The 4,559-nt window shown below is 54.7% G+C and carries 8 protein-coding genes; 3 read left to right on the forward strand and 5 right to left on the reverse strand.

Annotation, left to right across the window (positions count from 1 at the left end; all coding sequences use genetic code 11):
* Positions 1–825, forward strand: an 825-nt coding sequence (locus tag GOB83_RS14435; RefSeq protein WP_242005893.1) for a MobA/MobL family protein, incomplete at its 5' end; no start/stop codon positions are given.
* 139 nt (positions 826–964) lie between these two features.
* Complete coding sequence (locus tag GOB83_RS14440) at positions 965–1,534, forward strand: DUF4879 domain-containing protein (RefSeq protein ID WP_242005894.1); 570 nt, start codon at positions 965–967, stop codon at positions 1,532–1,534.
* A 36-nt stretch (positions 1,535–1,570) separates the two neighbouring features.
* Here GOB83_RS14440 and GOB83_RS14445 read toward each other — a convergent pair whose 3' ends face one another.
* The 5 genes from GOB83_RS14445 to GOB83_RS14465 form a co-directional block, all read right to left on the reverse strand.
* Positions 1,571–1,867: a hypothetical protein gene (locus GOB83_RS14445; RefSeq protein ID WP_165926599.1), complete on the reverse strand. Its 297-nt coding sequence runs from the start codon at positions 1,865–1,867 to the stop codon at positions 1,571–1,573.
* Positions 1,868–2,021: 154 nt separating this feature from the next.
* The gene (locus GOB83_RS14450) at positions 2,022–2,297 is read right to left on the reverse strand and encodes a hypothetical protein (RefSeq protein ID WP_165926600.1); all 276 of its coding nucleotides are present in this window, start codon (positions 2,295–2,297) and stop codon (positions 2,022–2,024) included.
* A complete protein-coding gene (locus GOB83_RS14455; protein ID WP_165926601.1) occupies positions 2,294–2,893 on the reverse strand; it encodes a helix-turn-helix domain-containing protein in 600 nt (199 codons plus the stop codon). Before GOB83_RS14455 ends, GOB83_RS14450 begins: the two co-directional genes overlap by 4 nt.
* 329 nt (positions 2,894–3,222) lie before the next feature.
* On the reverse strand, positions 3,223–3,759 hold the full coding sequence (locus GOB83_RS14460; protein WP_165926602.1) for a replication protein: 537 nt from the start codon (positions 3,757–3,759) through the stop codon (positions 3,223–3,225).
* Positions 3,756–4,013: a mobilization protein gene (locus GOB83_RS14465; protein ID WP_006560192.1), complete on the reverse strand. Its 258-nt coding sequence runs from the start codon at positions 4,011–4,013 to the stop codon at positions 3,756–3,758. The genes GOB83_RS14460 and GOB83_RS14465 overlap by 4 nt, the downstream gene beginning before the upstream one ends.
* Before the next feature lie 216 nt (positions 4,014–4,229).
* Between GOB83_RS14465 and GOB83_RS15145 the strand changes: the two genes are divergently transcribed.
* Positions 4,230–4,559, forward strand: a 330-nt coding sequence (locus tag GOB83_RS15145) for a MobA/MobL family protein (RefSeq protein ID WP_165926603.1), incomplete at its 3' end; no start/stop codon positions are given.

Consider the following 4,559-nt stretch of genomic DNA (forward strand, 5'->3'; position numbering starts at 1 on the left):
GCGGCCGAGAAGAGGAAGGACGCCAAGACCGGCCGGGAATACGAGCTGGCGTTACCGGCCGAGCTGGACGCGGGCGCACGGAAAGAACTGGCCCGGGATTTCGCCCGTGAGCTGGTAGCGCGGTACGGAGTGGTGGCCGATGTGGCGATCCATGAACCCGGCCGGGAAGGGGATAACCGGAACCATCACGCCCATATCCTCACCACGACCCGGACGGTCGGGGAGGATGGTCTGGGGGCCAAGACGCGGGTTCTGGACGTGGCCAGCACTGCCTCGGCCGAGATCGAGCATATGCGGGGCGTGTGGGCGCGCCAGGTGAACATGGCGCTGGAACGGCACCAGGTCGAACAGCGGGTGGATCACCGGAGCTTCGAGCGCCAGGGGAAGGAACAGGAGCCGACCCGGCACATGGGGGTGTCAGCGACTGCCCTAGAGCGTCAGGCGGCCCGCGAGATCCCCGGCCGAGATCCTGTGACGGATCTCGGAAAGCAGAATGCGGATATCCGCGAGCGGAACCGGGTGCTTGAGGCGGCACGCAAGGCCGTGGAGAAGGCGCAGGAGCTGTTCTCTGGCCTTGAGAAAAAGGCCCGGCAGGCGGTCGGTCTGGCCCGGAAAATCGGGCAGCGGATGGAGCAGCAGCGGGAAGCCGAACGCCAGAAACAGGAGCTGGCGCGTCAGGCCGAGATCAAACGCCAGCAGGACATCCGAGCGGTCGAACAGGAAAGACAGAAGCAGCTTCAACAGGAGTTGGGTCGATCCTTGGGCCGGTCACGAGGACGGAGCAGGGGGCGGGATTATGATAGCGGGCCAGATATGGGGTTTTGATCACAATATTGAGTCAGTGAGTTATGTCATTGGTCTGTTTGAATATTAGAGAATATTCTGTGAGCGCGGTCACCGTGCAGGCGCTGTGAGGTCGTCGCCATTAAAACAAGGCCAGAATTGGCAATGTTTGGAGTGATTGATGATGAAGAATAGTATCCTGAAGGCATCAGCGGCTCTTCTTTCTTTTTCTCTTCTCATGGGAGGGACTTTTTCCACTGCACATGCAGAAGATGTTACAGGAACAGTGGAAATCGGTAAGATTTTCAAGAAGAAAATTAAAGTTTCTATTTCTTTGCCAAAAATTCAAGCGCGCGATTTGGCTCCGAATATTTCATCAGAACAAGTTCTTTTCATTGAGTCGACAAATACGGCCCCTGATGGGGAATATATTGCTCAAGGACAAACTACTACTCGCCTCGATCAAGGTGGTGCCCAAATGGAATTGGTACTCGCAGAAGTTGGATATGGTAGTAATTATCCCAAGATAACAATGGATGGTCAAACTCTGCAACATTCAGCAATAGAACTGAGAGTTCCGTTTTGTATTATAAATGGGCAAATAGACACTTCTTGCCCGGCGGGTACTGTTGCTACTGGATATCTTTATGAAATAAATCTTAGTGGATACCAGTCTGGAAAGTTTACTTTCTTTAATACATCACAAAACCAGCCATCCGTAACGGGAAGCACATTCCTTAATATTCTATAAAAATGGTAACTGGGTGAGTCGTTTTGATTCACCCAGTTAAGCTATTATTGAGCGATTTTGAGAGGTATGCACGTCATTTTCTTCAAGCGTTTCTCTCAAAGCTTTAAGAGAATCAATGTTATCTTTGACATTAATCGTGCCATATTTTTTTTGATAATCCAGCATTGAATCAATCATCGAATACATATTTGTTGATTCAGCAACCTGCTTTCCACCATTAACACCTATAAATGCATACCCATCCATTAAAGCCATTACTACGCTTTGATGGAGAGAGATTTTTCCTTCATTCCCCAATTCTCTTCTTGCAGATTCCATTTCTTGGGGGGACATATTACTGAAATCCAGATTAAGAGATGGGGAGCTTTTAGCTCTGGAGCCGTTGTCCGGTAGGTCATATGTGATGTTAGTGTAGCCACTGACTTTCATAGTGATAACCTCAGATATAAATAATGATTACTTAGTATTCTGCGACAAGAGTTAAAAATCAATGATTGGATCGAGAAAGAAGTTCACTTTCGAGAGCTTCAATACGTCCTTCCAACTCCCGCCGCCATGAGAGGCTGGCTCCCATTGTCTCTGCTTTGAGCATCACTTCCAGATCGTCTCGCAGTTCACCCATGCGGGCACCGAGACGCTGGGTATATTGCAGGTTGGTAGTGACTGCTTGATGCAACTCCACCTGATTGCGGGCGAGCTTATCGACCTTATCTTCCAACCTTCGCAGATGGACGAGAACAAGGTTTTCCGGTGCGTCAGTCATTGTGCGCCTCCTTGCAAAAGCTCAAGTTGCATGGGCGGCCGGGTTTCTGCGGCTAGAGCCTTGCGAACGTCCAGAGAGCCATTCCATGCCACATGCGGGTTGATGAAATATACAGCTATTCCTCGACCCTGCATTCCTTCGATTTTACGTCGTTCACGACGGATTACGCCCATTTTTTCCAACGTCCCCATGATCCGGCTGACGTTGGCGGGGGCGCATCCGATCCGTTCCGCGAGCTGGTCACGAGTAAGTAGAACCTCTCCGGTGTCCTGCCGGAGATTGAGTATTATCAGATCAAAAGCATGACGGACCTGATTGGGTCGAGCATCTGATGGTAATTCGCGGATGGCGTCCCAGATCGCGGCGGTCTGCGTACGGCTCAACATGCTGAAACCTCCCGGCCAAAGCCCTTCGGCGGTGTCTGGTCGCGCGGCCTTCTGTAGCGCGTGTGTGGCCCGTGAGATGGCTATACGCGCCTCTCCGGGTAAATGCTTCAGGAGTTCTTCGGACAGGAGCGAGAGCTGCTCGGCCGCCTGTGCGGCTTCCTCCTGTCCCGACCGCTGCTGTTTGGTGGTGAGGCGCACAATCTGGGCCATGTCTTGCTCCCTGTGGAGAACCTGTTTTTACGTGTCAGGCTATGGCACCAATACGTGTCAGATTCCGACACGTAAAACAATTCATTTTTCCCAGTTTCTTGCCTGATGTGGCGATCCCTAAGAAAGAGAAAAGAATCTAATCCCCCTGTTGTCCCCCCTTTTCCCGGTGGAAAACTGCCATTTCGGGGTCTGTTCCGGCGCCCTGCGGGCGGGCTACGCCGCTCCCGCTCCGCACTCGCCCGGACCCTGTAACGCTGGCAGAATCGGGCAAGAGAAAATGGCTCAGGAAGCGACGAGAGAGCAGGCCGGCTTTCCCATCATGGTGACGGTCAGGGGAGATACCAGCCTGCCATATTCCCTTTGGCGTCAGCTTGGGGGAAGCAGACCCGTTTTCCGTTCTGTGTAGAGCGTTGCCAATCATGGCCCATGCACTGGCTGACAAGATCGAGGCTGCCTAGCTGGTCGAGGGCATAGGCCCGCTGTCCGGCCGGAGTGTTGGCCCAGCTGGCGGCTGCCTCCTGATTCCGGGCTTTCTGGTATCCGTCCGCGTGCCCGGTGTCCCATCCAGACCAATGACCGAAGAAATACCCCCCGCCAAACGCCACCAGAACGATCAGGAAGGCTGTCAGGCCCGCCCAGAGTAGAGACGCACGTATTTTTGTCTGACTGGCCTGTAGCGCCTTCTGTGAGGCTCCTGTTGCCTGTTTAAGCGCGGTCTGCATTTCGACTGACAGGGCGTGTTCCTGCTGGTTCCGGGTGGCTTGATCGGACCGGACGGCCCGAAGCAGACGGTTTGTTTCCGCCATTTCCCGGCCGAGCTGGTCGAACGCGGCCAGCCCGTCATCCAGCTCGTGTTCGTCAGTCATGACCTGTCAGGCTCCGGCTTTTGCCAGCCCTCGAACGCCTTGTGGTCATGGTCGCGGGTGATGCGTTTCATCAACTCGTCAATGACCCGTCCGAAGCGTTCATCCTTCCCGGCCGCGTCGATCAGCAGCCCCCCGAGAATGACCTTACGTCGGGTGTCCAGCTTGCGTTCCTCGGCGTTCTGTCTGGCGAGCAAAGCCTGATACCGGGCCTTGGCCTGTTCGACCTGCTGTTTTGCTTTCTCGATGGGTGTCATTTTTTCTCCCGCCCCAAGTGGGTGCAATGGTCTGTCGTTATTCCTGTCCCCGCATGACCCTGTTGATAATACCAGATTTTTCGGAAGTTTTCTTGATTCATCGTGGAGCGCAAACAACCCTTGCGACGAAGGAGTGAAAGGCGCACTTTAGCATTGCTTCGCAATGCGTGCGTCAGGGACGTTCCTTCCCTGAACCCTTCCTCAACGGAGCGGCCCGTGGCGATCTACCATCTATCCGTCAAATCCATATCCCGTTCGGCCGGTCGCAGCGTCGTGGCGGCTGCTGCCTATCGTGCCGGTCAGGAGCTGACGGACGAACGGCAGGGCCTGACGCATGACTACACCCGGAAACAGGGGGTGGAAGATGCGTTCATCGTGGCCCCGGATGGCGCGGACTGGGCGCAGGACCGGAACGCTCTATGGAACGCAGCCGAAGCGGCCGAGAAGAGGAAGGACGCCAAGACCGGCCGGGAATACGAGCTGGCGTTACCGGCCGAGCTGGACGCGGGCGCACGGAAAGAACTGGCCCGGGATTTCGCCCGTGAG

The sequence above is a fragment of the Acetobacter fabarum genome, assembly GCF_011516925.1.
In the GTDB taxonomy this organism is placed as follows: Bacteria; Pseudomonadota; Alphaproteobacteria; order Acetobacterales; family Acetobacteraceae; genus Acetobacter; species Acetobacter fabarum.

Excerpts from the sequence above, each read along its gene's own strand:
- GOB83_RS14450 (WP_165926600.1), bottom strand. The coding sequence starts at position 2,297 with ATGACTGACGCACCGGAAAACCTTGTTCTCGTCCATCTGCGAAGGTTG.
- GOB83_RS14460 (WP_165926602.1), bottom strand. The coding sequence starts at position 3,759 with ATGACTGACGAACACGAGCTGGATGACGGGCTGGCCGCGTTCGACCAG.
- GOB83_RS14455 (WP_165926601.1), bottom strand. The coding sequence starts at position 2,893 with ATGGCCCAGATTGTGCGCCTCACCACCAAACAGCAGCGGTCGGGACAG.
- GOB83_RS14440 (WP_242005894.1), top strand. The coding sequence starts at position 965 with ATGATGAAGAATAGTATCCTGAAGGCATCAGCGGCTCTTCTTTCTTTT.
- GOB83_RS14445 (WP_165926599.1), bottom strand. The coding sequence starts at position 1,867 with ATGTCCCCCCAAGAAATGGAATCTGCAAGAAGAGAATTGGGGAATGAA.
- GOB83_RS14465 (WP_006560192.1), bottom strand. The coding sequence starts at position 4,013 with ATGACACCCATCGAGAAAGCAAAACAGCAGGTCGAACAGGCCAAGGCC.